This window comes from Variovorax sp. J2P1-31, from assembly GCF_030317215.1.
GTDB lineage: Bacteria > Pseudomonadota > Gammaproteobacteria > Burkholderiales > Burkholderiaceae_C > Variovorax.
The window spans coordinates 391,715-417,484 of the sequence record NZ_JASZYA010000004.1 but is presented as its reverse complement, the minus strand read 5'-3'; the positions used below and the strand labels follow the sequence as shown (position 1 = coordinate 417,484).

General features: G+C 70.7%; 27 protein-coding genes. 18 read left to right on the top strand and 9 right to left on the bottom strand.

All coding sequences use genetic code 11. The features are described from left to right. The first annotated feature begins 26 nt into the window (after positions 1-26). Together xrtQ and QTI20_RS27465 are read left to right on the top strand one after the other, a co-directional pair. Positions 27-1,463, top strand: coding sequence for an exosortase Q, long form (gene xrtQ / locus QTI20_RS27470; protein WP_286555149.1), 1,437 nt, complete (start codon positions 27-29; stop codon positions 1,461-1,463). Between the two features lie 42 nt (positions 1,464-1,505). Next, on the top strand, positions 1,506-2,768 hold the full coding sequence (locus tag QTI20_RS27465; protein WP_286555151.1) for a biosynthetic peptidoglycan transglycosylase: 1,263 nt from the start codon (positions 1,506-1,508) through the stop codon (positions 2,766-2,768). A 6-nt stretch (positions 2,769-2,774) separates the two neighbouring features. Here the strand turns inward: QTI20_RS27465 and QTI20_RS27460 are convergent, their stop codons facing one another. Next, positions 2,775-2,933, bottom strand: a complete 159-nt coding sequence (locus QTI20_RS27460; protein ID WP_286555153.1) for a hypothetical protein — start codon at positions 2,931-2,933, stop codon at positions 2,775-2,777. 178 nt (positions 2,934-3,111) lie between these two features. Between QTI20_RS27460 and QTI20_RS27455 the strand changes: the two genes are divergently transcribed. From QTI20_RS27455 to QTI20_RS27420, 8 genes are all read left to right on the top strand, one after another. Further along, the gene (locus tag QTI20_RS27455; RefSeq protein ID WP_286555154.1) at positions 3,112-4,218 is read left to right on the top strand and encodes an ABC transporter ATP-binding protein; all 1,107 of its coding nucleotides are present in this window, start codon (positions 3,112-3,114) and stop codon (positions 4,216-4,218) included. A 25-nt stretch (positions 4,219-4,243) separates the two neighbouring features. Next, positions 4,244-5,524: an ABC transporter substrate-binding protein gene (locus tag QTI20_RS27450; RefSeq protein ID WP_286555155.1), complete on the top strand. Its 1,281-nt coding sequence runs from the start codon at positions 4,244-4,246 to the stop codon at positions 5,522-5,524. Between the two features lie 152 nt (positions 5,525-5,676). Further along, entirely contained in the window at positions 5,677-6,594 is a 918-nt protein-coding gene (locus QTI20_RS27445) for an ABC transporter permease (protein ID WP_286555157.1), read from the top strand. Between the two features lie 166 nt (positions 6,595-6,760). Then, positions 6,761-7,654: an ABC transporter permease gene (locus QTI20_RS27440; RefSeq protein ID WP_286555158.1), complete on the top strand. Its 894-nt coding sequence runs from the start codon at positions 6,761-6,763 to the stop codon at positions 7,652-7,654. 10 nt (positions 7,655-7,664) lie between these two features. After that, positions 7,665-8,390 carry an aspartate/glutamate racemase family protein gene (locus QTI20_RS27435; protein WP_286555160.1) on the top strand — a complete coding sequence of 242 codons (726 nt, stop codon included), beginning with the start codon at positions 7,665-7,667 and terminating at the stop codon, positions 8,388-8,390. 76 nt (positions 8,391-8,466) lie between these two features. Then, complete coding sequence (locus QTI20_RS27430) at positions 8,467-8,787, top strand: thioredoxin family protein (RefSeq protein WP_183028509.1); 321 nt, start codon at positions 8,467-8,469, stop codon at positions 8,785-8,787. A gap of 77 nt (positions 8,788-8,864) precedes the next feature. Continuing rightward, positions 8,865-9,935: a flavodoxin family protein gene (locus tag QTI20_RS27425; RefSeq protein WP_286555161.1), complete on the top strand. Its 1,071-nt coding sequence runs from the start codon at positions 8,865-8,867 to the stop codon at positions 9,933-9,935. 199 nt (positions 9,936-10,134) lie between these two features. Then, entirely contained in the window at positions 10,135-10,680 is a 546-nt protein-coding gene (locus tag QTI20_RS27420) for a Spy/CpxP family protein refolding chaperone (RefSeq protein WP_286555162.1), read from the top strand. 75 nt (positions 10,681-10,755) lie between these two features. Here the strand turns inward: QTI20_RS27420 and QTI20_RS27415 are convergent, their stop codons facing one another. Next, complete coding sequence (locus tag QTI20_RS27415; RefSeq protein WP_286555164.1) at positions 10,756-11,166, bottom strand: serine/threonine protein kinase; 411 nt, start codon at positions 11,164-11,166, stop codon at positions 10,756-10,758. 295 nt (positions 11,167-11,461) lie between these two features. On the opposite strand from QTI20_RS27415, the gene QTI20_RS27410 reads away from it, so the two are divergent. From QTI20_RS27410 to QTI20_RS27390, 5 genes are read left to right on the top strand one after another with little or no spacing between them, the layout of a single operon-like run. Next, on the top strand, positions 11,462-12,190 hold the full coding sequence (locus QTI20_RS27410) for an endonuclease/exonuclease/phosphatase family protein (protein ID WP_286555658.1): 729 nt from the start codon (positions 11,462-11,464) through the stop codon (positions 12,188-12,190). Continuing rightward, entirely contained in the window at positions 12,187-13,422 is a 1,236-nt protein-coding gene (gene clsB / locus QTI20_RS27405; protein WP_183028513.1) for a cardiolipin synthase ClsB, read from the top strand. The genes QTI20_RS27410 and clsB overlap by 4 nt, the downstream gene beginning before the upstream one ends. Beyond that, positions 13,422-14,411: a lysylphosphatidylglycerol synthase domain-containing protein gene (locus QTI20_RS27400; RefSeq protein ID WP_286555165.1), complete on the top strand. Its 990-nt coding sequence runs from the start codon at positions 13,422-13,424 to the stop codon at positions 14,409-14,411. Before clsB ends, QTI20_RS27400 begins: the two co-directional genes overlap by 1 nt. A gap of 45 nt (positions 14,412-14,456) precedes the next feature. Then, positions 14,457-15,755, top strand: coding sequence for a putative DNA modification/repair radical SAM protein (locus QTI20_RS27395; protein ID WP_286555167.1), 1,299 nt, complete (start codon positions 14,457-14,459; stop codon positions 15,753-15,755). 42 nt (positions 15,756-15,797) lie between these two features. Then, positions 15,798-17,321 (top strand): UdgX family uracil-DNA binding protein, encoded by a 1,524-nt coding sequence (locus tag QTI20_RS27390; protein WP_286555168.1) that lies wholly within the window; start codon positions 15,798-15,800, stop codon positions 17,319-17,321. A gap of 10 nt (positions 17,322-17,331) precedes the next feature. On the opposite strand, the gene QTI20_RS27385 is transcribed toward QTI20_RS27390, so the two are convergent. After that, positions 17,332-17,904, bottom strand: coding sequence for an acyloxyacyl hydrolase (locus QTI20_RS27385; RefSeq protein WP_286555170.1), 573 nt, complete (start codon positions 17,902-17,904; stop codon positions 17,332-17,334). Positions 17,905-18,077: 173 nt separating this feature from the next. Between QTI20_RS27385 and QTI20_RS27380 the strand changes: the two genes are divergently transcribed. Further along, positions 18,078-18,572, top strand: coding sequence for a polyhydroxyalkanoate granule-associated phasin (locus QTI20_RS27380; RefSeq protein WP_286555172.1), 495 nt, complete (start codon positions 18,078-18,080; stop codon positions 18,570-18,572). On the opposite strand, the gene QTI20_RS27375 is transcribed toward QTI20_RS27380, so the two are convergent. The 3 genes from QTI20_RS27375 to QTI20_RS27365 form a co-directional block, all read right to left on the bottom strand. Continuing rightward, on the bottom strand, positions 18,573-19,757 hold the full coding sequence (locus QTI20_RS27375) for a metallophosphoesterase (protein WP_286555173.1): 1,185 nt from the start codon (positions 19,755-19,757) through the stop codon (positions 18,573-18,575). 129 nt (positions 19,758-19,886) lie between these two features. Next, entirely contained in the window at positions 19,887-20,285 is a 399-nt protein-coding gene (locus QTI20_RS27370) for a hypothetical protein (RefSeq protein WP_286555175.1), read from the bottom strand. 207 nt (positions 20,286-20,492) lie between these two features. Beyond that, positions 20,493-21,482, bottom strand: a complete 990-nt coding sequence (locus QTI20_RS27365; protein ID WP_286555176.1) for a GlxA family transcriptional regulator — start codon at positions 21,480-21,482, stop codon at positions 20,493-20,495. Positions 21,483-21,658: 176 nt separating this feature from the next. Here QTI20_RS27365 and QTI20_RS27360 point away from each other — a divergent pair, with 176 nt between their 5' ends. After that, positions 21,659-22,477, top strand: a complete 819-nt coding sequence (locus tag QTI20_RS27360) for a dienelactone hydrolase family protein (protein WP_286555178.1) — start codon at positions 21,659-21,661, stop codon at positions 22,475-22,477. Between the two features lie 154 nt (positions 22,478-22,631). Next, on the top strand, positions 22,632-24,065 hold the full coding sequence (locus QTI20_RS27355) for a short-chain fatty acyl-CoA regulator family protein (RefSeq protein WP_286555180.1): 1,434 nt from the start codon (positions 22,632-22,634) through the stop codon (positions 24,063-24,065). A 21-nt stretch (positions 24,066-24,086) separates the two neighbouring features. On the opposite strand, the gene QTI20_RS27350 is transcribed toward QTI20_RS27355, so the two are convergent. The 3 genes from QTI20_RS27350 to QTI20_RS27340 all read right to left on the bottom strand — a co-directional run bounded on the left by QTI20_RS27350 (position 24,087) and on the right by QTI20_RS27340 (position 25,724). Then, entirely contained in the window at positions 24,087-24,350 is a 264-nt protein-coding gene (locus QTI20_RS27350) for a hypothetical protein (protein WP_286555181.1), read from the bottom strand. A gap of 121 nt (positions 24,351-24,471) precedes the next feature. After that, positions 24,472-24,660 (bottom strand): DUF2970 domain-containing protein, encoded by a 189-nt coding sequence (locus tag QTI20_RS27345; protein WP_286555183.1) that lies wholly within the window; start codon positions 24,658-24,660, stop codon positions 24,472-24,474. Positions 24,661-24,755: 95 nt separating this feature from the next. Further along, positions 24,756-25,724, bottom strand: a complete 969-nt coding sequence (locus tag QTI20_RS27340) for a LysR family transcriptional regulator (protein WP_286555184.1) — start codon at positions 25,722-25,724, stop codon at positions 24,756-24,758. Positions 25,725-25,770 lie beyond the last annotated feature (46 nt).

Sequence of the window (25,770 nt, the reverse complement as noted above, 5' to 3'; positions counted from 1 at the left end):
TCTTGACCGTGACCCGGAGTTTTGACATGTCGCTGGCTTCCATCGCCTCCACCCATCCGCGCTTCATCGACGGCGGGATCCGGCTCGACCGCGTGCCTGCCACCGCCTGGCTGGCGCTGCAGGGCCTGGCGCTCTGGCCGACCTGGACCTGGATGGCCGAGCGCATGCGTGACGGCTCCGACGATCCGCTGGGCCTGCTCGCGATCGCCGCGCTGGCGGCGCTGGTCTGGCAGGCGCGGCGCGAGCTGCGCGCCGCGCCGCGGCTGGGCTGGCTGCTCAGTGCCTCGCTCGGCACCCTGGCCGCCACGGTGCTGCATCCGGTGCTGCCGCCGCTGGCCGCGGGCCTGCTCGCGGTGCTGGCCTGGGCCTGCGGCCTGCTGGCCTTCCTTCCGCGCCGCATGGCCGCGGCCCCGGTGGCGGGCTTGGCGGTGCTGGCGCTGCCGCTCCTGTCCTCGCTGCAGTTCTATGCCGGCTATCCGCTGCGCGTGCTCACGGCCGAGGCCAGCCGCTGGCTGCTGATGCCGGGCTTCGAGGTGTCGCGCGAGGGCAGCACCTTGCTGGTCGACGGCCGGCTGGTGATCGTCGATGCGCCCTGCTCGGGCGTGCAGATGGTGTGGCTGGGTTACTTCACGGCCTGTGCCGTCGCGCTGTGGGCGCGCCGCAGCGACCGCAGCTTCCTGACGCGGCTGCCGCTGGTGGGCTTGCTGGTGCTGGTCGGCAACATCGTGCGCAACGCGATCCTGGTGGCCTTCGAGGGCGCGGGCCAGCCGCTCGGGCCCTGGGCGCACGGCGCGCTGGGCCTGCTGCTGCTCGCCATCGTGTGCGGCGGCATCGCCGTGGCCATGGCGCGGCCTTCGGCGGTGCCGGCGGCCGGTCCGCAGCCCAACCTGTCGGCCCTGCCCTGGCTCGACCGCTGGCTGGCCAACCGCTTCGTGCACCGCATCGCGCACAAGAGCCTGTTCGCCGCGGCGATGGCGCTGTGCACGCTGGTCTCGCTGGCCCAGGCGCTGCAGGCGCCGGCGGTGCCGTCGACGGCGTCGCTTTCCTTCCACGAATGGCCGGCCGCATGGGATGGCGCACCGCTGCGGCCGCTGGCGCTGAGCGAGGTCGAGCAGCGCTTCGCACAGCAGTTTCCCGGCGCCATCGCGCGCCGGACCGACGGCGAATCGATGTTCGTGCTGCGCCAGGTCACGGCGCCGACGCGCATGCTGCATCCGGCGGTCGACTGCTACCGTGCGCTGGGTTACCGTGTGGAGCAGGTGCGGCTGGAACAGGATGCGCAACAGCGACTCTGGCGCTGCTTCGCGGCCCAGCGCAAGCATGGGCAAACCCTGCGAGTCTGTGAGCGCATCGTCGATGCCGACGGGCGCGCTTTCACCGACACTTCAGCCTGGTACTGGGCGGCGGCCGGTGGTCAGTCGCACGGTCCCTGGCAGGCCGTGACCGTGGCGCGGCCGATGTGAGGATTTCGTGGGTCATTTGCTGTGAAGAGAACATTGCGTTTCGTGCTGCTGGGTTTGCTGGCGCTGGGCCTGACGGCCTTTTTCGCCCTGGTGCTGATCGTCCGGCTGGTGCTGGCGCCGGCCAGCGGCGAATGGGCGGCACCGATCGCGCTGGGGCCGGTGCGCTTCGAGGTCGGGGTGCCGACCGCCATCCGATTGGCGACTTCGAGCTGGTTCGCGCCGCACCTGGCCGGCCATTCGATCAACACCTCGAGCGGCACGCTGCAACTGGGCTGGAATGAAGCCGGCCAAAACCTCGAGATGCGCTGCGCGCCCTGCAGCGTCAACGTGCCCGCGCTGGGCGCGCAGCCGGTGCGCGTGGCGCAGCTGTTCGCCACCGTGCGGCGCGACGGCAATCTGCTGGCCGGCCGCTTCGAGGCCCAGCCCGAGGGCGCCGAAGGCGCCGAGACTGGCAACCCCGCCATGGCCGGCGCACTCAAGGGCCGCTGGGACGGCCGCCTCACGCAGCAGGCGCTGCATCTCACCGTGGATGCCGAGGACGCGCCGATCGCCCGCTGGTATGCGGTGATGGTGCCCACGCTGCCCGAACTCAAGCAGGCGCGCATCGCGGGCACGCTGGGCCTGCGCGCCCAGCTGGGCCTGCCAGAGGGCGCGCTCGCGCTGCAGCCGCGCATCGCGGGCTTCAGCGTCGACGGCCTGGGCTCGGAAGCCCTGCTGGGCGCGCGCAGCAGCTGCGGCCCCAGCGCGAAGCTGACCAAGGACAGCTGGCTGGCACGGGCCGTGATCTCGGCCGAAGACCAGCGTTTCTTCACCCACCCGGGCTACGACCTCGAGGAGCTGGGCGCGGCCCTGGCGGCCAACCAGAAGCGCGGCGGCATCGAGCGCGGCGGCAGCACGCTCACGCAGCAGCTGGCCAAGCTGGCGATCACCGGCAGCGAGCGCAGCGGCGAGCGCAAGCTGCGCGAGCTGCTCTATGCGGTGGAGATGGAACAGACGCTGGGCAAGGCGCGCATCCTGCAGCTCTACCTCGACAACGCACCCTGGGGCGGCGCGCTGTGCGGCGCCGAGGCCGCGGCCAGGCGCTACTTCAACCGCAGCGCGCGCACGCTCGAACCCGCGCAGGCGGCCTGGCTGGCGGCCATGCTGCACAAGCCTTCGGCCGAACTGGTGCAGTGGCAGACCACCGGCAGCATCGATGCCGCGCGTTTCAAGCGCGTGGCCGAAGGCATCCGCGGCATCAGCCGCGCCCAGCGTGAAACCCTGCTCAAGGGCGTGGCCGCGGCGCGCTTCGCGGCGCCGTCCTGAGGCCGCTCAGGCGCCGCCGAGCTTCGAGACGATGTAGGCCAGGCTCGTCACCACCGTGATGTGGATCGCGTAGGGCACCCGGTTCTCCGGCTGCGTGCCGGCCATGGCGATGACCGCGCCCACGAGCGTGAGCAGGCCGAGTCCGATCGTCGTCTGAAGGTCCATGGTTTCGGGAAGGCGTGAAGGAAGTCGCGGCGAACCTTGGCGGGGCCACGGCAAGAAGGAAGGAAGGGAGGGAGGGGGAGAGGGGAAGCGAACGGCAGGCGCCGATGTTAACGAGGCGGCCGACCGATGCACGATCGTGGTGCAGCCGGCGTGGCACATGTCTTGCGAAGCGGCTTCCATGGATGCCGTCGCCACCGTCTCTTCCGCCGCCATCGAGGTCGTCGCGCTGACCAAGCGCTACGCCGCCGGCACGCCCGCCGCGGTCGACCGCATCGACCTGCGCATCGCGAGCGGCAGCTACTGCTGCCTGCTGGGGCCTTCGGGCTGCGGCAAGAGCACCACGCTGCGCATGATCGCGGGCCACGAGTCGGTCTCGGCCGGCGACATCCTGCTGGACAACCGCAACATCACCGATCTGCCGGCCGCGGCGCGCGGCACGGCCATGATGTTCCAGAGTTTCGCGCTGTTCCCGCACCTCTCGGCGGTGGACAACGTGGCCTTCAGCCTCAAGATGAAGGGGGTGGCCAGGGCCGAACGCCGGCGCCGCGCCACCGACCTCCTCGAGCGCGTGGCCATGGGCCACCTGGCCGAGCGCAAGCCGGGCGAACTCTCGGGCGGCCAGCAGCAGCGGGTGGCGCTGGCGCGGGCGCTGATCACCGAGCCGCGCGTGCTGCTGCTGGACGAGCCGCTGTCGGCGCTCGACCCCTTCCTGCGCATCCAGATGCGCGCCGAGCTGCGCCGCTGGCAGAAGACGCTGGGCCTGACCTTCATCCACGTCACGCATTCGCAGGAAGAGGCGATGGCGCTGGCCGACACCATGGTGGTGATGAACCACGGCCTGATCGAGCAGGTCGGCTCGCCGCACCAGGTCTACAACCACCCGGCGAGCGAGTTCGTCGCGCGCTTCATGGGCGGCCACAACGTGTTCGACACACCGGCCGGAGCGGTCGCGGTGCGCAACGACCACATGCGGATCGCGTCCGAAGCCGAGGGCGGCACCGGCGTGCCGGCCCGCATCACCGACGTCGAGTATCAGGGCACCTACGTGCTGATCGGGCTCGAACGCGAGGGTGTCGAGAAGGCGCGCCAGGCCGTGTCCGTGCTGCTGGGCGAAACGGCCTTCCTGGCCCGCCTCTGGACCCCGGGCGAGCGCGTGCACCTGTCCTGGGCCGAGGCCGACGTGCGCGTGCTCGGGCCCGGCGTCCAGCGCCCGGCCGCGCCGGCGCCCGCCCCCTCGTCGGCCCTGCGCGACGACACCGCGGCCATCGCCGCCTTTTCAGCCTGAATTCACAGCCACCGGAGACCTTCCCATGACCGAACCCCTCGACACTTCCCTTCCCGGCCTGCAGCGCCGCACCCTGATCCAGGGCGGCGCCGGCCTGGCCGGCATCCTGGCCGCGGGCATGGCGCCCTTCGTCCATGCGCAGGAAAAGATCGTGCTGCGCTACCTGGGCACCGCGGTGAACCAGGACAAGGCCATCGCCGAGAAGTTCAAGGCCGACACCGGCATCGAGATCCAGTACGTGGCCGTGACCACCGACGACGTGACCAAGCGCGCCGTGACCGCGCCCAACAGCTTCGACCTGATCGACACCGAGTACTTCTCGCTGAAGAAGATCGTGCCCACGGGCAACCTGAAGGGCATCGACAGCAAGCGCGTGAAGAACGCCGACAAGATCACCTCGCTGTTCACCAAGGGCGAGGTCGCGGGCAAGAAGGTCGGCGACCAGGGCACGGCGCCGATCAAGGTGATCTACCTCGAGGGCGAGAAGAGCAAGGTGTTCGCCAAGTCGCCGACCCAGTTCATGTCGCTGATCCCGACCACCTACAACGCCGACACGCTGGGCATCCGGCCCGACCTGATCAAGCGTCCGATCTCCTCGTGGGCCGAGCTGCTCAACCCCGAGTTCAAGGGCAAGACCGCGATCCTGAACATCCCCTCGATCGGCATCATGGACGCCGCGATGGTGGTGGAGGCCAAGGGCATCCACAAGTACGCCGACAAGGGCAACATGACCAAGGCCGAGATCGACCTCACGATCAAGACCCTGATCGAGGCCAAGAAGGCCGGCCAGTTCCGTGCGCTGTGGAAGGACTTCAACGAGTCGGTCAACCTGATGGCCTCGGGCGAGGTGGTGATCCAGTCGATGTGGTCGCCGGCCGTGACCGCCGTGCGCAGCAAGGGCATCGATTGCGCCTTCCAGCCGCTCAAGGAAGGCTACCGCGCCTGGGCCTCGGGCTTCGGCCTGCCGGCCACGCTGTCGGGCAAGAAGCTCGACGGCGCTTATGAGTTCATCAACTGGTTCCTCGACGGCTGGGCCGGCGCCTACCTCAACCGCCAGGGCTACTACAGCGCGGTGCTCGAGACCGCCAAGGCCAAGATGGAGGCCTACGAGTGGGCCTACTGGATGGAGGGCAAGCCCGCCACGCAGGACATCAAGAGCCCGGGCGGCGACGTGATCGCCAAGGTCGGCGCGGTGCGCGACGGCGGCAGCTACGAGCAGCGCATGGGCGGCATCGCGTGCTGGAACGCGGTGATGGACGAGAACGAATACATGGTGAGAAAGTGGAACGAATTTGTGGCTGCCTGAAGGCAGTCCACAAATTCGACCCCCAGGCTGCGCTTCGCTTCGCCCTCCCCCTGTAAGTGGGCGACACCAGCGGCCCGGCAAAGCCGGTTCCGCGGTGTCTCACGAACGGGCTTCGCGCTGCTTGCCTCGGAAGAAAAATCACCAGCGCTTCCATGAGCACACCTGTCGCCTCCAGCCACGCCGCCTCCTCGCCCACGCACGCCATCAAGGCCTGGTGGCAGGCCGCGCCCTTCGCGCTGGTGTTCCTGCTGTTCTTCCTGGTCCCGCTGGCCCTGGTGGCGATGGTGAGCCTGTGGAACTTCAACGAGTACGAGCTGATCCCGGCCATCACGCTGCGCAACTACCTGAGCCTGTTCGAGGGCTGTTCGCGGCTCACCGACAACGGCGACCTCTGCGTCACGCTGAGCACCTACCTCAGCACGCTCAAGTTCTGCCTGCTGGTCTGGGGCCTCACGCTGCTGATCGGCTTCGCGGTGGCCTACTTCCTGGCCTTCCACGTGCGCTCGTCGACGATGCAGACGGTGTTGTTCGTGCTCTGCACCGTGCCCTTCTGGACCTCCAACGTGATCCGCATGATCTCGTGGGTGCCGCTGCTGGGGCGCAGCGGATTGGTCAACCAGGGCTTGATGGGCCTGGGCCTGGTGAATCAGCCGGTCGAGTGGCTGCTGTTCTCCGACTTCTCGGTGGTGCTGGCCTTCGTGCACCTCTACACGATGTTCATGATCGTGCCGATCTTCAACTCGATGATGCGCATCGACCGCTCGCTGCTCGAGGCCGCGAGCGACGCGGGCGCATCGGCCTGGCAGACGCTGTGGAACGTGGTGGTGCCGCTGTCGCGCACCGGCATCCTGATCGGCTCTATCTTCGTGATCACCATCGTGATGGGCGACTTCGTCACCATCGGCGTGATGGGCGGCCAGCAGATCGCGTCCATCGGCAAGATCATCCAGGTGCAGACCTCCTACCTGCAGTTCCCGCTGGCCGCGGCCAACGCGATGATCCTGCTGGCCGTGGTGCTGATGATCATCTGGGGCCTGACGCGGCTCGTCGACATCCGAAAGGAGCTGTGATGCAGACCAGGGTACGGGCAGCCGGACGCAGAGGACGCGGAGGTTTGGCAGAGGACGCAAAAGAGAGACTTCGAATCTTTCCTCGTATGAGTCTTTTGCGTCCTTCGCGTTTCTTTGCGTCTTCTGCGTCCGGTCAAGCCCATCTTGCATTCGGAGGCTTGCGGAGATGAGCACCCGCCTCGGAGAACGCCGCGCCGCCGGCTTCTGGCCGCTGGCTTTCGTGTTCGCGCTCTTCGTGCTGTTCCTCTACGGCCCGATGATCACCATCTTCGTGCTGAGCTTCCAGGGCCCCGAGGGCGGCCTGACCTTTCCCTTGCGCGGGGTGTCGCTGCACTGGTTCCACAAGCTGGCCGAAGGCCTGGGCACGGTCGACATCGCCGCGGCCTTCCGCCGTTCGCTGATGCTGGGCGCGGTGGTGATGGTCTTCACCGTGGCGCTGTCGGTGCTCGCCGGCCTGGCCTTCCGCAAGAAGCTCGCGGGCGGCAACCTGCTGTTCTTCGTCACCGTGGCCAGCCTGATCATGCCGTCGATCATCGTGTCGCTGGGCATCGGGCTACAGTTCCGGCTGCTCGACACCGGCATCAAGGATGCACTCACCGCGATGGACGCGACCGCCACCCTCGAGAACTACGGCACCGCGCTGGGCCTGCTCACGTCGGCGCTGGGCGCGCACCTGACCTGGACCCTGCCCTTCGGCCTCTTGATCATGTTCGCGGTGTTCAACCGCTTCAACCCGGCCTACGAGGAAGCCGCGCGCGACCTCGGCGCCACGCCCTGGCAGACCTTCCGCCACGTGGTGCTGCCGCTGATCGGGCCCTCGATCGTGGGCGTGGGCATGTTCGGCTTCACGCTCAGCTGGGACGAGATCGCGCGCACCTCGCAGGCCATCGGCGACGTCAACACGCTGCCGCTCGAACTGCAGGCGCTGACCTCCACCGTGACCACGCCCGCGATCTATGCGCTGGGCACGGTCACCACGCTGGTCTCGCTGGCCGTGATGGCCATCGCGCTCGGCGGCGTGGCGCTGCTGCGTCGCCGTTCCCTCCACCCCCGCCGATGAGGTCCGACCGATGCCCCGACTGCTCGTGATCAACCCCAACACCTCGGCCGCGGTGTCGGCGCTGCTGCAGCAGCATGTGCAGGCCGGCGCGGGCGACGCGCTGGCGGTGCAGACCACCACCGCACGCTTCGGTGCGCCCTACATCGCTTCGGAGGCCGGCTATGCGGTCGCCAACCATGCGGTGCTCGACGCCTGGGCCGCCGAGGTGGCCAAGAACGGCCGGCCCGACGCGGTGCTGATCGGCTGCTTCGGCGACCCGGGCCTGTTCGCGCTGCGCGAAGGTGCGGGCGTGCCCGTGGGGGGCCTGGCCGAGGCCGCGTTCTCGGCCGCGGCCTGGCATGGCCGCTTCGCCATCGTGACCGGCGGCGACCGCTGGCGCCCGATGCTCGCGCGCCTGGCCCATGCGCTGGGCCACACGCAGACGCTGGCCGGCATCCACACGGTGGCGCCCACGGGCGCGCAGCTCGCCGCCGACCCGGTGGGCGCGCGCCGCCTGCTGGCCGAGGCCTGCTGCCAGGCGGCCGAGCGCTTCGGTGCGCAGGCCGTGATCCTGGGCGGCGCCGGCCTGGCGGGCATGGCGGCGGACATCGCGTCGCAGGTGCCGGTGCCGCTGATCGACAGCGTGCAGGCCGGTGCGCAATGGGCCGTCGAGGCGCTCAAGCGCAAGGAGGCCGTCGGCAGCGGCTTCGGCGTCGACTGGCAGAACGTCTCGTGGGAACTCGCGGCCCTGGACTGACGGCGGGCTTTGGCCCCGGCTGACGACGCCCTCGTGCCCGCCATGCCACCATCGCGGCAGATCGGAGCACGACCCCATGACCCAGCCCTACCTCCCCGAGACCCAGACCCGCGCGCAGGTTGACGCCCTGCCGGGCGCCGCCGTGATCGACTTCGGCACCAACTGGTGCGGCCACTGCCAGGCCGCGCAGCCGCTGGTGGACCGCGCCTTCGAGGCCCACCCTGGCCTGGCGCACCACAAGGTCGAGGACGGCAGCGGCCGGGCGCTGGGCCGCTCCTTCAAGGTCAGGCTCTGGCCCACGCTGGTGTTCCTGCGCGACGGGCAGGAGGTCGCGCGCCTGGTGCGGCCCACCGACCCCGCGGCCATCGACCAGGCGCTGGCCGCGCTCGCGCCCTGAGGCTGTCGGCATCCGCCTACCGCATCTCGCGCCGCGGCGATGCGTGGCCAGCACGGCGGCGCTCCTAGATTGCGCGGATGACAGACATCCGCAAAGGCCAGGCGCCGGCTCCCCTCGCGCGCCAAGCGTTCCACGACCGTTTCATGCAGGACTTCCAGGACCCGGCCTTCGGGGCCGAGCAGGCGGCGCTGAAACGCCTGGAAGACATCGCCTGGGACGCCTACGACGAGGGCCGCAAGGCGCCGGTCACGCGGCCCGCCGGCGAGGGTTTCGCGGATCCCACCTACGAGATCTCGGTCGAGTGGCTCGAGACCAGCCGCCGGCTGCGCAAGGCGCAGGAAGCCTGGGGCCAGGCCGCGACACCCTCGCGGGTGCTGCTGGTCAACGGCTCGCCGCGCAACGACGGCACCTGCCCCGGTGAGATCTCGAAGACCCATCGCATGGTGCAGCTCGCGCAGGCCGAGTTCGCGGCCGCGGGCATCGAGGCCGACGTGCTCGACCTGAGCCGGCTGACCTCCGACTACGACCGCCACATCCATCCCTGCAAGGGCTGCGTCTCGACGGCGATGCCGCTGTGCCACTGGCCCTGCAGCTGCTACCCCAACCATTCGCTGCGCCAGACCGGCGACTGGATGGCCGAGATCTACGAGCAATGGGTGTCGGCGCACGGCGTGATCCTGTTCACGCCCACCCACTGGTACCAGGCGCCCAGCGTGCTCAAGTCGATGATCGACCGGCTGGTCTGCGCCGACGGCGGCAACCCCGACCCCAGCAGCACGCACGGCAAGAAGCCGGCGGAAGCCAAGGAACTGGAACTCAAGGGCTGGGACTATCCCAAGCACCTCGACGGCCGGGTCTACGGGGTGGTGGTGCACGGCGACGTGGCCGGCATCGAGAGCCTGCGCCGCAACCTCAGCGACTGGCTCGACTGGATGGGGCTGATCGACGCGGGCCCGAAGGCGCGGCTCGACCGCTACCTGGGCTACTACGAGCCCTATGCGACCAGCCATGAGACCTTCGATGCCGACGAGAAGCTGCAGGAGGAAGTGCGCAACGTGGCGCGCGCCGTGGCGGCCGGCGTCCAGGCGCTGCGCGCGGGCACGCTGGTGCAGCCGGACCGCGGCCTGAAGCCGGCGCGCACCAAGTAGCCGGGCGCCGCGGTTCACGCTTCTTTACCGACGCTCACGCGGCGTTGACGCGGGCGCCAAGGCACCGATACACGCGGCGGCCAAACTTCCTCTCACCTGCTGCCGACAAGGCGACAGGCAGGACACAGGCACCGAGCCCTCTTCCGGGGGCAACGAATCGGCAGGCCGGTGCCTTCACCCTCTGAAAGGAAATGCTCTCATGATCACCGCACGTCAACGCATCCTGTGGGCCAGCCTGCTGGCCTCGGCCACCTTCGCCGCCGCGGCGCAGACGCCTCCGCCCGCCGCACCCGCCGGACCCGAGGCGCGCACCGAGCAGCGCGCGCACAAGCCGCGCGACGGCAAGTTCTTCGAACGCATGCAGGAACGCCGCGTCAAGCACCTGGCGGACCTCAAGGCCAAGCTCAAGCTCAGCGCGGCCCAGGAAGGCGCCTGGACCACCTTCACCACCGCCACGCAGCCGCCGGCACCACCGGCCGCCCGCGCCGACCGTGAAGCGGCCCGCGCCGAGTTCGCCAAGCTGACCACGCCGCAGCGCCTGGACCGCATGCAGGCCCGCCAGAGCGAACGCGCCGCGCGCTTCGCCCAGCGCGCCGATGCGACCCGCACCTTCTACGCCGCGCTCACGCCGGAGCAGCAGAAGACCTTCGACACCGAGGCGCTGAAGCACGGTCCGCGCGGCCATGGTCACCGCGGCCACGGTCCCGACGGCCACCGCGCGCCGCCGCCCGCGCCCAAGGGCTGATCGCACCGGGCCCATGAAAAAGCCCGCGGCATCGCGAGATGCCGCGGGCTTCTTGCCGTTCGACGCGCAGCTTGCTTACTTGGGCGTGCCGGTCGAGGTCTTGGGATTGGTCGGCACTTCCGGGCGTTCGCCCTTCTCGCCGAACTGCGGCTTGGTCTTGAGCGCATCCTGGCGCACCTCGGCGCGCGTGGTGCCGCTCATCACCTGCGGTGTGGCGTTGGGCTGGTTGTTGGTCATGGTGCTGGGCTCGCCGCCCGGCGTGTTGCTGTTGGCCGGGTTGCGGTTCTGCACCCGGGCCTCGGACTTCACCGCCTCGCGCGAGGCCGGCATGCTGCCGTCCGGGCGCTGCGTGGGGTTGGGCACCCCCGCACGCGATTCGGTGCTGGGCTGGCCGGAGGGGGCGGGCGTGCTCATGGTCTGGGCATGGACGGCGCCGGCCGCCATCAGGCCGGCAAGAAGGGTGGCGTGGATCAGGGGGGTGCGCATGTTGTCTTCCTTGGAAATGTTGAAAGTGAAAGAGCGGGCCTCTCGTGACGCCCTGAATTCACCGTAGGAGCCACTTCGGTGCGCCGTTGTGGGGCGTGGGCACGGGCGCCTGTAGGACGTGGCGGGGCATGGGTCGAAGAAGGTGAGGCGTCCTACAGCGCGCACGCGCGCCGGGCCCTACAACCGTCCGGATGCTTTCTCATTCCTTCTTCCTGCCGTGAGCGCCATTCCTTCCGCCGAGGCCACGGTGCCGCCTTCCACGCCGCTGGCGCGGGCGCCGGCATCGCTCAAGGTCATGACCGTGAACACCCACAAGGGCTTCACGGCGCTCAACCGCAAGTTCATCCTGCCGGAGCTGCGCGATGCGGTGCGCACCGTCGGCGCCGACGTGGTCTTCCTGCAGGAGGTGCAGGGCACGCACGACCGCCATGCACGCAAGCACAGCAACTGGCCCGAGGCGCCGCACTACGAATTCCTGGCCGACACCATGTGGCCGCAGTTCGCCTACGGCCGCAACGCGGTCTATCCCAAGGGGCACCATGGCAATGCGGTGCTGTCGAAATTCCCGATCGTCCACCACACCAACCACGACGTGTCGATCGCCGGGCCCGAGAAGCGCGGGCTGCTGCATTGCGCCCTGCGCGTGCCGGGCCGCGTGGGCGAGGTGCATGTGATCTGTGCGCACCTGGGGTTGGCCGAGTCGCACCGTCAGCAGCAGCTCGAGCTGCTCTGCTACATCGTGCGCGACGAGGTGCCGCCCGATGCGCCGCTGGTGGTGGCCGGCGACTTCAACGATTGGCGCGGACGTGCGCACGCGGTGCTGGCCCACGGCGCGGGCCTGCGCGAGGTCTTCCTGCACGCCAACGGCGCCGCGGCCCGGACCTTTCCCGCGCGCTTTCCCCTGCTCCCGCTGGACCGCATCTACGTGCGCAATGCGGGCGTGCATTCGCCCGTGGTGCTGCCGCGGCGCCCCTGGTCGCACCTGTCGGACCATGCACCGCTGGTGGCGGAGATCGAGCTGTGAACGGGCGCCAGTGGAGCGAGGGCAACCGCCTCGAGCTGCTCGAGAACGGCGAGCAGTTCTTCCCGCGCGTGTTCGAGGCCATCCGCGAGGCGCAGCGCGAGGTCATCGTCGAGACCTTCATCCTGTTCGAGGACAAGGTCGGCGAAGGCCTGCATGCGGCCCTGCGTTCGGCCGCGCAGCGCGGCGTCAAGGTCGACCTGATGATCGACGGCTTCGGCTCGCCCGACCTGTCGCCGGAATTCATCGGCGGCCTGACCTCGGTGGGCGTCAAGGTGCGGGTGTTCGATCCGGGCCGGCGCGTGTTCGGCCAGCGGCTCAACGTGTTCCGCCGCATGCACCGCAAGATCGTGGTGGTCGACGGCCAGCGGGCCTTCGTGGGCGGCATCAACTACTCGGCCGACCATCTGCTGGACTTCGGCCCGCAGGCCAAGCAGGACTATGCGGTCGAGATCGGCGGGCCGATCGTCTCGGAGATCCACCGCTTCGTGCTGCATGCGATCGCCGTGGGCGGCAAGGGGCCGAGCTGGTTCCGGCGCCGGCTGCGCGCGGCCCACCACGACCAGGTCAACGCACCCGCGGGCGAGGCGCAGGTGCAGTTCGTCACCCGCGACAACCGCCGCCACACCAACGACATCGAACGCCACTACCGCGCGGCGATCCGCACCGCGCGCGAGCGCATCGTGATCGCCAACGCCTACTTCTTTCCGGGCTACCGGCTGATCAAGGAAATGCGGCGCGCGGCCCGGCGCGGCGTCGACGTGCGGCTGATCCTGCAGGGCGAGCCCGACATGCCGATCGTCAAGACCGCGGCCAGCCTGCTCTACCACCACCTGCTGAATGCGGGCGTGCGCATCTACGAGTACTGCGAACGGCCGCTGCACGGCAAGGTGGCGGTGATGGACGACCGCTGGAGCACCGTGGGCTCGAGCAACCTCGATCCGCTGAGCCTGTCGCTCAACCTCGAGGCCAACGTGATCGTGCGCGACGCCGAGTTCAACCGCACGCTGAGCGAGCGGCTGGACCACCTGATGGCGCACAGCTGCAAGCAGATCGAGGCCAAGGACCTGACCGAGTGGAGCGGCTGGCGCCTGGTGCGCAGCTTCTTCATCTTCCACGTGCTGCGCTGGTACCCCTCGCTCACCGGCTGGCTGCCGCGCCATGCGCCGCGCCTCAAGCCGCTCGACCCGCCGCCGATCCCACAGGCCGGCGCGACGCCGACCGAGGTCGCATGATGGCCACCGCGCCTGCGAGCACCGCGCAGGCGGAACCCGCCAGCGCCTGGCGCCGTGCCTGGCCCTGGGCCCGGCGCATCGGCACCTGGGTGTTCTTCGCGGGCGTGGCCTGGCTGCTGGTGCAGCAGGCGCGTGCCATCGACTGGGACGAGGTGATGACCGCGTTCGCGCGCCTGCCGGCCGCGACGCTGGCGATGGCCGGCGGCCTGGTCGCGCTGAGCTTCCTGCTCTACAGCACCTTCGACCTGCTGGGCCGGCACATCACCGGCCACGGCCTGCGCGCCGGCACCGTGATGGCCGTGACCTTCGTGAGCTACGCCTTCAACCTCAACCTGGGCTCGCTGGTGGGCGGCGTGGCCTTCCGCTACCGGCTGTATTCGCGGCTGGGCCTGGACAATGCCACCATCACGCGCGTGCTGGGCTTCAGCATGCTGACCAACTGGCTGGGCTACCTGGTGGTGGCGGGCACCGCCTTCTGCTTCTGGCCGCTGGACCTGCCGGCCGACTGGAAGATCGGCAACGCCGGCCTGCGTATCCTCGGCGCGGCGCTGCTGGCGCTGGCCGCGGCCTACCTCGCGCTGTGCGCGTTCGCGAGCGATCGCACCTGGCACCTGCGCGGCCACGCCTGGCAGCCGCCCGCGCTGCGCCTGGCGCTGCTGCAGCTGCTGATGTCCTGCACCAACTGGTGCCTGATGGGCGGCGTGGTGTGGCTGCTGCTGCAGCGGCAGGTGCCCTACCCCGAGGTGCTGGCCGTGCTGCTGGTGGGCGCGGTCGCGGGCGTGATCACCCACGTGCCGGCCGGCCTGGGCGTGCTCGAGGCGGTGTTCGTCGCCCTGCTCTCGCACCGGCTGCCGCCGGGCCAGATCCTGGCCGGGCTGATCGGCTACCGCGCGCTCTACTACCTGGCGCCGCTGGCCCTCGCGACCCTGGGCTACCTCGCGATGGAGGCGCGTGCGAAGCGGCTCGCGGCGGGCACGCCGGCCGCTTGAGCCGACCCGCGACAAGGGTTGTTCGCATCACTGTATATTCGTACAGTGAACATCGATCGCAAGCTGGCCATCCTGGCCGACGCCGCCAAGTACGACGCCTCGTGCGCCTCCAGCGGCACGGGCGCGCGCAACTCGGTGGGCGGGCGCGGCATCGGCTCGACCGAAGGCGCGGGCATCTGCCACAGCTATGCGCCCGACGGCCGCTGCATCTCGCTGCTCAAGATCCTGCTGACCAACTTCTGCCAGTACGACTGCCTCTACTGCGTGAACCGCGTGAGCAGCAACGTGCCGCGCGCCCGCTTCACGACCGACGAGGTGGTGCAGCTCACGCTCGACTTCTACCGCCGCAACTGCATCGAGGGCCTGTTCCTGTCGAGCGGCATCATCCAGAGCCCCGACCACACGATGGAGCAGGTGGTGGAAGTGGCGCGCGCGCTGCGTGAAGACCACGACTTCCGCGGCTACATCCACCTCAAGACCATCCCCGAGGCCTCGCCCGAGCTGCTGCAGCGCGCCGGCCGCTATGCCGACCGGCTCAGCATCAACGTCGAACTGCCCACTGCCGACGGCCTGGCCGCGCTGGCGCCCGAGAAGGATGGCGCCGGCATCCGGCGCGCGATGGCGCGCATGCGGGTGCACATCGACGATGCCAAGGGTGCCCGCCGCGACGCCGCCGCGGGCACGGTGATGTCCATGCCCGGCGCCGCGCCGCGCCGCGCGCCCGCACCGGTCTTCGCGCCGGCCGGCCAGAGCACGCAGATGATCGTGGGCGCCGACGCGGCCGACGACCGCGCGCTGCTCGCGACCAGCGCGCAGCTCTACGGCGCCTACCGGCTGCGCCGCGTCTACTACTCGGCCTTCAGCCCGATCCCCGATGCCTCGTCCTCGCTGCCGCTGGCCGCGCCGCCGCTGGTGCGCGAGCACCGGCTCTACCAGGCCGACTGGCTGATGCGCTTCTACGGCTTCACGCACGACGAGATCGTGCCGGCCGCCGCCAACACCGAGGCCGGCGCGGCCGGCGGCATGCTCTCGCTCGACGTCGATCCCAAGCTGGCCTGGGCGCTGGCGCACCGCGAGCGCTTTCCGGTCGACCTCAACACCGCGCCGCGCGAGATGCTGTTGCGCGTGCCGGGCCTGGGCGTGAAGGCGGTCGAGCGGCTGCTGATCGCGCGCCGCGTGCGGCAGCTTCGCAGCGCCGACCTCGGCCGCCTGCACGTGCCGCTGAAGAAGGTGCTGCCCTTCGTGCTGCTGGCCGACCACCGGCCGGGCCGCGCGCTCGATGCCGCAGGCTTCGCGGCGCGCTTCAAGCCCGCGCCGGTGCAGGCCTCGCTCTTTTCCGCCTGAATGCCTACAAGGCGCGTGCCTGGCGCGCGCCACATTGCCCGCATGGCAATCCACACCGTCACGCTTTCCAGCGACACCGACTGGCCCGGCTTTCGCGGCGAGGCGCGCGCACTGCTGGCGCGCCAGGTGCCGCCGGAAGACGTGGTCTGGCACACCCGCGCCAGCGCCGAGAGCGACCTGTTCGCGGCGCTGGAGACGCCGCGCGCGCAGGGCGTGGGCAGCGCCTCGGCGATCGTGCCGCCGGCCTTCGTGCGGCTGTGCGAAACCGTGGTGCTGCACGACGACCCGGACCGCTTCGGCCTGCTCTACCGGCTGCTCTGGCGGCTGGTGCACGAGCCCACGCTGCGCCGCGATCCGCTCGATGCCGACCGCGTGCGCGCGCACCACATGGCGCAGGCGGTGCGGCGCGACATGCACAAGATGAAGGCCTTCGTGCGTTTCCGTCCGCTGCCGCAGGACGATGGCGAACCGACGCTGCACGTCGCCTGGTTCGAGCCCGACCACCACATCGTCGAGGCCGTCGCGCCCTTCTTCGTGCGGCGCTTCGCCACGATGCGCTGGGCCATCCTCACGCCCGAGCGTTCGGTGCAATGGCATCCCGGGGCTGCCGCCGACGCGGATGGCGGCGAGGCGTTGCCCACCGAAGGCCGGCTCGATTTCGGCCCCGGCGCGCGCCGCGAGGACGCGCCGCCGGCCGATGCGGGCGAGGCGCTGTGGCTCACCTACTACCGCCACATCTTCAACCCGGCCCGGCTCAAGCTCGCGATGATGCAGAAGGAGATGCCGCGCCGCTACTGGCAGAACCTGCCCGAGGCGGTGCTGATCGCGCCGCTCGCGGCCGACGCCTCGGCGCGCAGCGAGCGCATGGTCGAGGCGCCGCCCACGGTGCCGGCGCGGCGCATCGTGCCCATCGCCCGGCCGCTGTTGGCCGACGAAGACACCTCCGCCGATCCGGCCACCGCGCTGGCCCAGCTGCGGCGCGCCACCGACCGCTGCCGCGAATGTCCGATCGGCGCGCACGCCACCCAGTCGGTGTTCGGCGAAGGCCCGGTGGGCGCGGCGCTCATGGTGGTGGGCGAACAGCCGGGCGACCAGGAAGACCTGCGCGGCCGGCCTTTCGTGGGGCCGGCGGGCCAGCTCTTCGACCGTGCGCTGCACGACCTGGGCTGGTCGCGCGAGGCGCTCTACGTGACCAACGCGGTCAAGCACTTCAAGTACGAACTGCGCGGCAAGCGGCGCATCCACAAGACGCCCACGCAGCAGGAGGCGCAGGCCTGCCTGCACTGGCTGGAGAGCGAGATGGCCCAGGTGCGTCCGCAGGCGGTGCTGGCGCTGGGCGCCACGGCGGCGCGCGCGGTGCTCGGCCGTCCGGTGGCGGTGATGCGCGAGCGCGGCCAGTGGCAGACCGGCCCGCGCGGCGAGCCGGTGCTGGTCACGCTGCATCCCTCGGCGCTGCTGCGCGGCGATCCGCAGCAACGCGACGAAGCCTACGCCGCGTGGCTGGAAGACCTGTCGCGGGCCACCCACGTGGTGCGCGCGGAGGCCGGCGAAGCGGCCCAGCGCTGAGCGTGCTGCTTCAGAAGCGGTAGAGGTAGCGCAGGCGCACGAAGTTGGCGCCGGGGTTCGGCTTCTTGATGCCGCCGTTGGACACATGCTGCAGCCGCACCGAGAGTTCGTGCTCGCCGCGCGCGCCGAAGCTGCGGCCCAGGCCCGCCACCTCGGTGAACTGGAAGGCGGTGCTGAACGAACGCTCGGGCGTGCGATAGACATGGTTCATCACCGTGCCGCCGAGGCCGCCTTCGACGAACCAGGGCGATGCGCCCTGGTCGAAACGGTAGCGCCAGGTGGCGATCACGCCCAGCTGGGCATAGCCGCGGCGACCGTCGCCCCCCACATCGGGCGCGCGCCACTGGCTGGCGAACACATCCCAGGCGAAGGAGCGGCCGTTGACCACCCCGGCACCACTGGGCGACCAGGGCAGCACCGCGCCCAGCGCCCAGGCCTCGGTGTCGGCGCCGCCATGCAGCGCATGCCCACCTTCGACGTAGAAGCCCGGCGTGGCATCGCCATGGGCCAGCGCAGGGGTGGCGCAGAAAAGAAGCGCGCCCAGGGCCAGCGCCGCGCGCGGCCCGATGAACTTGTTTTTCATGGTTCTGGTTCGAGGCTGGGGTGTTGACCCGACTGTCCCGCGAACGGAAAAACCACGCCGCCGGTCATTTGTCTCTGTCCGCGGTAGGACATGCCCCTGTTCGATTGCTGCACCGCAGCATGAAAGGCGCGGCAGGCCTATAGTGGGCTCCTTTGCCACGTCGAAACGCCTGCATGTCCCCCACTTTCTCCTCGCGGTTCTTCAATCCGCTGCTGCTGTGGGCCGACGTCGCCCTCACGACCCAGGAGATGCTGCTGAGCGCCGCCGCCGTGATCCAGCTGCGCACCGAGCGCATGGCCCTGGCCGGGCTGGCGCCCAGCGCCGCGGACCAGGTCGAGTTCCAGCTGATGGGCCAGGAGAAGCTGGCAGCGGTCAGCGAATCGGGCGCCGCCATCGCCAATCAGTTGAACACCACTAGCCAGGCACTCACGCAGCGCACGGTGCGCGACTGGCTGGGCGCCACCACGGCCTGGTTGGGCCTGGCCACCAGCCTGACGCCCGCCCAGGCCGCGGCGCACAGCCACGCGCTGTTGAGCGCCGGCCAGCGCACCCTCGCCAACGCGACGCAGATCGGCAGCGTCGGTGCGCGCGTGGTGCAGCGCGGCCTCAAGCCGATCCATGCGCGGGCCACGGCCAACGCACGCCGGCTGGCGCACGCCGAAGCCTGATCAGGCCGCGACCAGCCGCAGCAGCGTGATTTCCGAGGGCGCGCCGAAGCGCTTGGGCGGGCCCCAGTAGCCGGTGCCCCGGCTGGTGTAGACCCACATGTCGCGCAGCCGGTGCAGGCCGGCCGTGAAGGGCTGCTGCAGCGGCACGAACAGGTTCCAGGGAAAGAACTGGCCGCCGTGCGTGTGGCCCGAGAGCTGCAGCTGGAAACCCGCATCCGCCGCCGCCGGCGCGCTGCGCGGCTGGTGCGCGAGCAGCACGCGCGTGGTGGCCGAGGCGGGCGCGCCCGCCAATGCCGCCTGCGGGTCGCTGGCCTGCGTGGCATCGAAATGCCCGGCCGTGAAGTCGGTCACGCCGGCCAGCACCAGGGTGGCGTCGCCGCTCTCCTCGTCGGTCTGCGCGCCGGCGGCGCCGCGGGCCTCGAGCAGCACATGCTCGTTGAGCAGCACCCGCAGCCCGAGCCGGCGCAGCTCGACGATCCAGGCTGGGGCGCCCGCGTAGTACTCGTGGTTGCCGGTCACCACGAAGGTGCCGTGCCGCGCGCGCAGGTCGGCCAGCGGCGCGATGTGCTCGCGCAGCTCGGCCACGCTGCCGTCGACCAGGTCGCCCGTGATGGCGATCGCATCGGCCTCGAGCCGGTTGACCGCATCGACGATGCGCTGGATGTAGCCGCGCTTGATGGTCGGCCCGACGTGGATGTCGCTGAGCTGCACGATCGAGAAGCCGACCAGCGCGCGCGGCAGGTCGCGGATCGGCACGTCCACGCGTTGCACCGGGGCGGTGCGGCGGGCGTTGAAGAAGCCGACCGCCGTCACCGCCGTGGCCAGCAGCGGCACCGCGGCCGCGCTCCAGCGGCGGGCCGATGCGCCGTCGAAGCGCAGGACGCCGACCCCCTGCGCGGCCCAGCCGAGCAGCAGGCCCGCATCGCGCACCAGCGTGAGCACCAGCAGCGAGGAGAACCAGCCCATGCACAGCAGGCCGAGCCAGCGCCAGACGTCGTGAAGCGGCGGCCGCTGCCGCGAACCCAGGCCCACGAAAGGCAGCGGAATGCTGGCGGCCGAGACGACCAGGGCGAGCAGCAGTGCCAGGGCGCCGACGGGGCTCAGGGCCCACAGCGCGGGCAGCAGGCGCAGGCCGATGTAGGCATGCAGCAGCGCGGTGAGGAGGGACAGGGGGCGAAGCGGCATGCGGATCCGGAAGAGACGGGCGACGCCCGGCAGCGCATCTGTGAGCCGCCCGGCGCGCATTCAAGGCCCCGGAGGCCCGGCACCAAACGAAATCGGCGCCCGCGGCGCCGAAGGGGCCCGAGGCCGCGTTCAGTGGCTGGACGCGCTGACGCCCTGCGTCAGCATGGTGCGCCCGCTCAGCGGCGGCACGTCGATGTTGGACGGCCAGACGAAGCGCGCCGTGGTCGGCATGCCGTTGAACACCGTGAGTTCCTGCGTGAGCGTGACGCCGCCGACCGTGGCTTCGACCGCGTAGTCGCCCGGCTCCAGCCGCGCCAGCATCAGCGGGCCGGTGGCCGTGGCCTCCATCACGGGCTTGCCGGTGTACTTGTTGAGAACCAGCACCTGCACGTCGCCCGGTGCCGCGCCGCGGGCACCCTGCCCCAGCGCGAACTCCAGCGTGGCGGCCCAGCGCGGCGCCACCATCTTGAGGAAGCTGGCCTCGTCCTTGTTGGCGCCACCGCACATGTATTCCACGCCATCGGCCATGCGGATGGGGGGATTGGCCGAAGCGTGCGCTGACATCAGGCCGCAGAAAAGGAGGGCGGCGCCGGCCAGGAGGGGCGCTGCGCGGCGCGAAGTACGGATGAAGTTCATGCTGTGCCGTCGTTCCAGGGTTGCGTCAGGAATTCTTCCCTAGCAAGAGTCGGGCAAGGTACAGCGTTTACGCCTAGATTTTTCTTGATCTCGCGGCGTTCAGGGTGGCAAAGGCGGGCCGCCCGCTGGCCGGTAGCGGCTCGGATTGCCGCCCGCGACCTTGCGCATCAACCGCCGCAGCGCGGTCGCGTCTTCGTAGCCGACCTGCGCGGCCACCTGCTCCAGCGTCATGCGGCTGGACTCGATCAGCATCCGGGCGCGGTTCGAGCGCACGCTTTGCAGCAGGGCCATGGTGCTCTTGCCGGTCGCCTGCCGCACATGCCGCGACAGGGTCCGGGTCGACATCGCGAATTCCTGCGCCAGTTCTTCCACGCTCGGCGGATGGGGCAGCGCGGCCTCGATGCGGCGCACCAGGCGCGCGATCAGCGCATGGCCGCTGGCCAGCATCGCCGGCACCACGAAGGCCCCCTGCGCCTGCCGCCCGTCGATCAGCAGGTTGCGGCCCACCGCCTCGGCCATGGCCACGCCGAAGCGGCGCCGCAGCAGGTGCAGCATCAGGTCGGTCTGGGCGAAGGCGGCGCCGGCGGTGCTCAGCGGGCCGTCCTCGCAGACCATGCGGTCCGCGTCCACCGTGCAGCCCGGCTCCAGGCTGCGCAGGGCCGGGGCCAGCCACCAGGAGGTGGTGACGGTGCGTCCGGCCAGCAGGCCTGCGGCCTGCAGCAGGAACACCGCCGAGCACGAGGCCGCGACCGCCCCGCCCCGGCCCGCATGCGCGGCCAGCGCGCGGGCCGCGCGCTGCATGTCGTCGTCGGCCAGGCGGCGCTGCAGGGTCTCGAGGCTGGCCAGGTTCAGGCCCGGCACGATCCAGCACGAGCCCTCGGCGCGCGGGCGCTGCGGCAGCGGCGTGGCCTCGACGTGCATGCCGCTGCTCAGCGGCACCGAGCTCCCGCCGACCGACACCACGCGCCAGCGCGGGCGGGCCAGCTGCATGGGCGGCGCCAGCATCGAGGCGGCCTCGAGCAGGGCCAGCGTGACCGCCACGCTGCTCGCATAGCTTCCTGGCAGCACCAGGACCGTGAAATCGTTCATTGGCTGAAAACGCTTGAAAGATGTCGAAGTGGACACTCGAAGTCTAGGCCCGCCGGCGCTTCAATGGGCGCTCGACTTTCCACGAAAGAGGCCATGCCCCACATCCTTGTCAAGATTCCGCGCGGCGCCGTCCCCGGCGATGCACACCACCAGCACCCGATGGCGGAGGCCGTGGCATGAGCGCGCGCGACGTGAACCGGCACGACACGCTCGACGACCTCACGCGCCGCGAGCTCACGCTCGACGGTGCGACCAAGACGGTGTGGGTGTCGGGCACCGGGCCGGCGGTGATCGTGATGGCCGAGATGCCGGGCATCAGCCCGCATGTCGCGCGCTTCGCCCGCTGGGTGCGCGCGGCGGGCTTCACCGTCTACATGCCCTCGCTGTTCGGCCGCGACGGCGCGATACCCAGCGCCGAGGAAGGCGCGGCGGTGTTCCGCCATGCCTGCGTGAGCGCCGAGTTCCGCGCCTTTGCATCGAACGCCTCGAGCCCGGTCACGCAATGGCTGCGGGCGCTGGCGCGGCAGGCGCATGGCGAATGCGGCGGCCCGGGCGTGGGCGCGATCGGCATGTGCTTCACCGGCAACTTCGCGCTCTCGATGATGCTCGAGCCCGCGGTGCTGGCGCCGGTGGTGTGCCAGCCTTCTCTGCCGCTCGACGACCCGGCCGGCATCGAGATGGCGCCCGACGAACTCGCCACCGTGCGCCGCCGCCTCGAGGCCGAGGACCTCACCGTGATGGCCTATCGCTTCGACGGCGACAGCTTCTGCCGGGCCCAGCGCTTTGCCGCCTACACGGCCGCGCTGGGGCCGCGCTTCGTGGCGCGCATCCTGCCGGACGCGGCCGCGCACCCGGACCCGCCCCCCTTCTTCGCGCAGCACGTGCGCAGCCCGCACAGCGTGGTGACGGTGCACCTCATCGACGAAGAGGGCCAGCCCACGCTGGCGGCGCGCGACGAGATCCTGGCCTTCCTGGCGATGCGGCTGCAGGCCTGACAGCCGGCTTCGCCAGCCCTTCGCGCGGGGCTTGCCATGATTCGCAATCTACGCACAATCGCGGGGTGCCCACGACACCCATCAGCGAAGTCTTGCGAATGAAATCCAGAAGTTCTGCGAATGTTGCGAATTCATCCGCGGGCGAAAGCAGCCGATGAAGAAGACCTTCATGGGCGTGCGCTTGCGCAAGTTGCGCGCGGAACGCGGCATCTCGCAGATCGCGATGGCGCAGCTGCTGGGCCTCTCGCCCAGCTACCTGAACCAGCTCGAGCAGAACCAGCGGCCGCTCACCGTGGGCGTGCTGCTCAAGGTCAGCCGGGCCCTGGGCGTGGACGTGCAGCAGTTCTCCGAAGACGAGGAAACGCGGCTGGTCGCGGGCATGCAGGAGGCGTTGGCCGACAACCCGGGTGGCGAGGCCGTGGCCCTGCCCGAGCTGCGCGAGATCGCCGCGCAGATGCCCGCGGTGGGCCGCGCGCTGCTGGCCCTGCACCGGCGCAACCTCGATGCGGTGCAGCGGCTGGAGGAGATCGCGCTGCGGCTGGGCGACGACCGCGCCGAGCTGGCGCCGATGCGGCCCATGGCCTTCGAGCGCGTGCGCGATTTCTTCTTCACCCACCAGAACCATTTCGACGCGGTGGACCGCGCGGCCGAGGCCCTGGCCACCGAAGCCCATGCGCAGGGCGGCCCGCTGACCGACTGGCTGGTGCAGCGCCTGGCCCAGCGGCATGGCGTGCGCGCCGTGCCTTCGCACGACGACATGGACGCCAGGCAGCGCAGCTACGACCCGGGCAGCAAGGTGCTGCGGCTGTCGCCCGCGCTCGAGAAGGGCCAGCTCGGTTTCCAACTGGGCACGCAGCTGGCGCTGCTCGAGCATTCGGCGCTGCTCGATGCGCTGGTCGACACGCCCGAGCTGCGGCAGGACCCGCAGGCGCGCACGCTGGCGCGCATCGGCCTGGCCAACTACTTCGCGGGCGCGCTGCTGCTGCCCTACGAGCCCTTCCTCAAGGCCGCGGAGACCTTGCGCTACGACATCGACCGGCTGTCGCGCCGCTTCGGCGTGGGCTTCGAGACCATCTGCCACCGCCTGAGCACGCTGCAGCGGCCGGGCGCGCCGGGCGTGCCCTTCTTCTTCATCCGCGTCGACCGCGCGGGCAACATCTCGAAGCGGCAGTCGGCCACCCACTTCCACTTCTCCAAGACCGGCGGCACCTGCCCGCTGTGGAACGTCTACGAGGCCTTCTCGCAGCCCGGCAAGATCCTGCCGCAGCTCGCGCGCATGCCGGACGGCCGCTCCTACCTGTGGATCGCGCGCACCGTGTCCACGGGCCAGGGCGGCTACGGCGCACCCAGCAAGACCTTCTCGGTTGCGCTGGGCTGCGACATTCGCCACGCGCCGCGGCTGGTCTATTCGCGCGGCATGGACCTCGACGACCCCGAGATCGCCACGCCCATCGGCATGGGCTGCAAGGTCTGCGAGCGCGTGCGCTGCCCGCAGCGCGCCTTCCCCTTCGTGGGCCGGCCGCTGGACGTCAGCGAGAACGAGAGCCGCTTCGCGCCCTATCCGGCGGAAGGCATGGACGTGGGCTGAGGCGCACGCGCAGGGCTGTCGTCAGTCCTGGGCCTCGCGCGTCTGCGCTGCATCCGTGCCTTCGCCGCTGCCGGGTTCGCCGTCACCCGGGAAGCCCTTGGCCTTGTGCTGCTCGCGGCCCATGCGGCTGCCTTCCAGCGGGTCGTCCTGGCCGATCGCGCGGTTCTGCGCGATGTTGCGGCCCGAGGCCGCGCCGCGGTCGCCGAGGCGCGCTTCGTGCAGCTCGCCGGTGGCGGCCGATGCGGCGGCGTTGGCCGGGGTGGTGGGATCGGTGTGCGAAGTCATGGGCATCTCCTGGGCAGCGATGGCTGCCAATGAATGCCTCCATTGAGCGGACCCTGCTGCCGCGCGCGGGCCGGCCGAGGTTGCAGGCGCACGTAGGCGCAGGCGCAGACCGCGCGGCGTTTCAAGCGCCGGCCGCGAAGCGCGCGAGCGCGATCAGGCCGAGCACGAGCAGCAGCACCAGGGTCAGCGCGATGGCGATCATCGGCAACGCGCCGGCCCGGTCGACACGTGCGTCGGCGGCCGCCCGACGCCCGCCCAGGCCGATCAGGCCCCAGAGCACGGCACGCAGGGAGCGGAGGAAATTGGACATGGGGCCTCGTCGAAGCGCGTGAGCGCGATGTCTGCACTGTGCGCTTCGGCGGCCGGCGGGAACAGCATCAGTTCGCGCCGGAACGGGCGTAGCAGTCAGGCAGCGCGTGGGCCACGCCGAGCGCGCGCGGCGGGTTCCGGCGCCTGCGCCGCGTGGCCCAGCCTGGCCACCGAGACCACGAAATCCAGGAAGGCGCGCGTCTTGGCCGGCACGTGGCTGCGCGACGGGTACAGCGCGTAGAGCGGAAAGCGCTCGTCGGCCCAATCGGGCAGCACGTTGACCAGCCGGCCCTCGGCCAGCAGCGTCTCCGCCCCCAGTTCCATCACCTGCGCGATGCCGTAGCCGGCCAGGCAGGCGCCGTGCATCGTGCCCACGTCGTTGACCAGCAGCGCGCCGTCGATGGGCAGCTCGAGGCGCTTGCGCCCGCGATGGAACTCCCAGGGAAAGCGCTTGCCGGTCTCGGGGTCGAGGAACTGGATGCAGCTGTGTTGCGGGCCCTCGAGATCGGCCGGCACGGCGGGCCGGCCCTGGCGCTTGATGTAGGCCGGCGAGGCCACGGTCAGGATGCGCGTGTCGAGCAGCTTGCGCGCCACCAGGCTGGAGTTGCGCGGTTCGCCGAAACGGATCGCGAGATCGAAGCCCTCGGCGATCATGTCGCCCATCGCCTCGCGCGTGATCAGCTCCAGCCGCAGCTCGGGGTGCTGGCGCATGAAGCTGCCCAGCCGCGGCCCAAGGATCAGGCGCGAGAAGAAGGGGTGCACATTGACCCGCAGCCGGCCGCGCACCGCGGCCTGCCCTTGCGCCGCTTCGCTGGCCGCATCCTCCAGGCCGGCCAGCAGCGGCGCGATCTGTTCGTGGAAGCGCCGCCCTTCGTCGGTGAGCGCCACCGAACGCGTGGTGCGCTCGAACAAGCGCACGCCCAGGCGCCCTTCGAGCCGCACGATGGCGCGGCTCACGCCGGAGGGTGTCATGTCCAGCGCGCCGGCCGCCGCCGCGAAGCTGCCGTTGCGCACCACCGAGGCCAGCACGCCCATGCCGTTGAGCGTGCGTTCGTCAAAGGCCATGGAGCGCCTCCTGCATTGATGACATGGAATCAATTCTAAAGTGCTA

Excerpts from the sequence above, each read along its gene's own strand:
- xrtQ (WP_286555149.1), top strand. The coding sequence starts at position 27 with ATGTCGCTGGCTTCCATCGCCTCCACCCATCCGCGCTTCATCGACGGC.
- QTI20_RS27460 (WP_286555153.1), bottom strand. The coding sequence starts at position 2,933 with ATGGACCTTCAGACGACGATCGGACTCGGCCTGCTCACGCTCGTGGGC.
- QTI20_RS27455 (WP_286555154.1), top strand. The coding sequence starts at position 3,112 with ATGGATGCCGTCGCCACCGTCTCTTCCGCCGCCATCGAGGTCGTCGCG.
- QTI20_RS27450 (WP_286555155.1), top strand. The coding sequence starts at position 4,244 with ATGACCGAACCCCTCGACACTTCCCTTCCCGGCCTGCAGCGCCGCACC.
- QTI20_RS27445 (WP_286555157.1), top strand. The coding sequence starts at position 5,677 with ATGAGCACACCTGTCGCCTCCAGCCACGCCGCCTCCTCGCCCACGCAC.
- QTI20_RS27440 (WP_286555158.1), top strand. The coding sequence starts at position 6,761 with ATGAGCACCCGCCTCGGAGAACGCCGCGCCGCCGGCTTCTGGCCGCTG.
- QTI20_RS27435 (WP_286555160.1), top strand. The coding sequence starts at position 7,665 with ATGCCCCGACTGCTCGTGATCAACCCCAACACCTCGGCCGCGGTGTCG.
- QTI20_RS27430 (WP_183028509.1), top strand. The coding sequence starts at position 8,467 with ATGACCCAGCCCTACCTCCCCGAGACCCAGACCCGCGCGCAGGTTGAC.
- QTI20_RS27425 (WP_286555161.1), top strand. The coding sequence starts at position 8,865 with ATGACAGACATCCGCAAAGGCCAGGCGCCGGCTCCCCTCGCGCGCCAA.
- QTI20_RS27420 (WP_286555162.1), top strand. The coding sequence starts at position 10,135 with ATGATCACCGCACGTCAACGCATCCTGTGGGCCAGCCTGCTGGCCTCG.
- QTI20_RS27415 (WP_286555164.1), bottom strand. The coding sequence starts at position 11,166 with ATGCGCACCCCCCTGATCCACGCCACCCTTCTTGCCGGCCTGATGGCG.
- QTI20_RS27410 (WP_286555658.1), top strand. The coding sequence starts at position 11,462 with ATGACCGTGAACACCCACAAGGGCTTCACGGCGCTCAACCGCAAGTTC.
- QTI20_RS27400 (WP_286555165.1), top strand. The coding sequence starts at position 13,422 with ATGGCCACCGCGCCTGCGAGCACCGCGCAGGCGGAACCCGCCAGCGCC.
- QTI20_RS27390 (WP_286555168.1), top strand. The coding sequence starts at position 15,798 with ATGGCAATCCACACCGTCACGCTTTCCAGCGACACCGACTGGCCCGGC.
- QTI20_RS27385 (WP_286555170.1), bottom strand. The coding sequence starts at position 17,904 with ATGAAAAACAAGTTCATCGGGCCGCGCGCGGCGCTGGCCCTGGGCGCG.
- QTI20_RS27380 (WP_286555172.1), top strand. The coding sequence starts at position 18,078 with ATGTCCCCCACTTTCTCCTCGCGGTTCTTCAATCCGCTGCTGCTGTGG.
- QTI20_RS27375 (WP_286555173.1), bottom strand. The coding sequence starts at position 19,757 with ATGCCGCTTCGCCCCCTGTCCCTCCTCACCGCGCTGCTGCATGCCTAC.
- QTI20_RS27370 (WP_286555175.1), bottom strand. The coding sequence starts at position 20,285 with ATGGCCGATGGCGTGGAATACATGTGCGGTGGCGCCAACAAGGACGAG.
- QTI20_RS27365 (WP_286555176.1), bottom strand. The coding sequence starts at position 21,482 with ATGAACGATTTCACGGTCCTGGTGCTGCCAGGAAGCTATGCGAGCAGC.
- QTI20_RS27360 (WP_286555178.1), top strand. The coding sequence starts at position 21,659 with ATGAGCGCGCGCGACGTGAACCGGCACGACACGCTCGACGACCTCACG.
- QTI20_RS27355 (WP_286555180.1), top strand. The coding sequence starts at position 22,632 with ATGAAGAAGACCTTCATGGGCGTGCGCTTGCGCAAGTTGCGCGCGGAA.
- QTI20_RS27350 (WP_286555181.1), bottom strand. The coding sequence starts at position 24,350 with ATGACTTCGCACACCGATCCCACCACCCCGGCCAACGCCGCCGCATCG.
- QTI20_RS27345 (WP_286555183.1), bottom strand. The coding sequence starts at position 24,660 with ATGTCCAATTTCCTCCGCTCCCTGCGTGCCGTGCTCTGGGGCCTGATC.
- QTI20_RS27340 (WP_286555184.1), bottom strand. The coding sequence starts at position 25,724 with ATGGCCTTTGACGAACGCACGCTCAACGGCATGGGCGTGCTGGCCTCG.